The 1879-nt window shown below is 71.8% G+C and carries 1 protein-coding gene and 1 pseudogene; both read left to right on the plus strand.

Going from position 1 to position 1879, the window contains the following annotated elements:
• Window positions 1-1399, plus strand: a 1399-nt coding sequence (locus D7Y13_RS41235; RefSeq protein WP_147452641.1) for a S8 family serine peptidase, incomplete at its 5' end; no start/stop codon positions are given.
• A 162-nt stretch (window positions 1400-1561) separates the two neighbouring features.
• Window positions 1562-1879 (plus strand): annotated as a pseudogene (locus D7Y13_RS41240) (hypothetical protein); the annotation flags it as partial.

The raw sequence follows: 1879 nt of genomic DNA on the forward strand, positions 1-1879 counted from the left end.
GCTGGGCTCGGGCGGGGCCATCCGCCGCGCCGCGGACCTGCTGGGCGCCGGAGATGTCATCCTCATCGAACTCCACCGCCCGGGGCCGCTCGCCACGGGCGTGGGACAGGAGGGCTTCATCGCCATCGAGTGGTGGCCGGACGACTACGACGCCATCCAGTACGCCACCTCGCGGGGCGTCATCGTCGTCGAGGCGGCGGGCAACGGCGCCCAGGACCTGGATGCCCCCGCGTACGACGTGCCGCAGCCCGGCTTCCCGCCTGGCTGGTCGAATCCCTTCCGCCGCGGCGCACGGGACTCGGGCGCCATCCTCGCGGGCGCGGGCGCACCGCCTCGGGGGACGCACGGCCACGACCACGGACCGGACCGCTCGCGGCTGGACTTCTCCAACTTCGGCGCCGCCGTGGACGCGCAGGGCTGGGGCCGCGAGGTCACCACCACCGGCTACGGAGACCTCCAGGGCGGAGGCAACGAAGACCTCTGGTACACCGACGGCTTCTCCGGCACGTCCAGCGCATCCCCCATCGTCGTCGGCGCGCTGAGCTGCCTCCAGGGCGTCCGCCGGGCCCAGAGCACGGCGCTGATGACGCCCATGGAGGCCCGCGCGCTGCTGCGCTCCACGGGCTCGCCCCAACAGGACGCGCCGGGCAGGCCCGCCTCCCAACGCATCGGCAACCGGCCCGACCTGAGACAGTTGCTGGCGACCCAGGTGCAGACCGTGCCGCTGCACCGCTACTGGAACGCGGGCGCGGGCGACCACTTCTACACCACGAACTGGAACGAGCTGGGCGGCGGGAACCACGGCTGGGGTTACGAGGGCATCCAGTGCCACATCTACCCCACGGCCCGCTCGGGCACCGTGCCGCTCTACCGCTACTGGAACGCGGGCATCGGGGACCACTTCTACACCACGAACTGGGGAGAGCTCGGCACCGGGGCGTACGGCTGGGGCTACGAGGGCATCCAGGGCCACGTCTACCCCACGGCCCGCTCGGGCACCGTGCCGCTCTACCGCTACTGGAACGCGGGCATCGGGGACCACTTCTACACCACGAACTGGGGAGAGCTCGGCACCGGGGCGTACGGCTGGGGCTACGAGGGCATCCAGTGCTACGTGGAGCCCATGGCCCGGTCGGGCGTGCCCCTCACGGAAGGCGAGGCGGCCCGGGCGAGCGGGCCCGCGATGTCGGGCTTCGAGGCGGGATCCGGCATGCGCGTCATGCCAGGCCTGGAAGCCACCGGGGCCGTTCCAGCGTCCTTCCAGATGACGGGGAAAGGGGCCACCGCTCCGGCCTCGTTCTCGACCGGGCGGATGGCGGGCAAGGAGACCCTGGAGATCGAGGGCAAGGGCGCCTCCTCGCAGGACGTGACCCTCACCCTCCGCATTGGCCGCGGATGAAGCGCGCTACACGCACCGTTTCCGAAGGACGGTGGCCGTTGGGATGATGAGCCCCTGACGGTTCCTCGGGCGAGGGACCGGCTGGGGGCTTGTCCTTTTCTTGCTACAGGTCTGAATGCGGCCTTTCATGGCGGCGGTTGTGCGCATCGCCAGGAGGATCCGTTGTCCAAGTGCCTGAAGTGCGGCGCCTCGCTGCCGCCGGTCGGAGATTGCACCGCTTGCGCCGCCACCGCCGCGCGCCCACCCACGGTCGCTCCCGTCCCGAGCCTGCTCGACCGCGACATCCATATTGATCGCCGCAAGCTGGGCGAGCGCAACGCCCCGGTGGCCACCGAGGCCACCACCCTCGATGGCGAACCGCTGGAGCCGGAGACCCTGCGGGGCACGCCCGTGTTCGCGATGGAACCTCCGCGCGGTCCCATCACCCCGCCGGGCATGACCCCGACGGTGCGCTCGGCCACGGGTGCACCCGTTCCTCCC

The organism is Corallococcus praedator (genome assembly GCF_003612125.1).
Taxonomy (GTDB): Bacteria; Myxococcota; Myxococcia; order Myxococcales; family Myxococcaceae; genus Corallococcus; species Corallococcus praedator.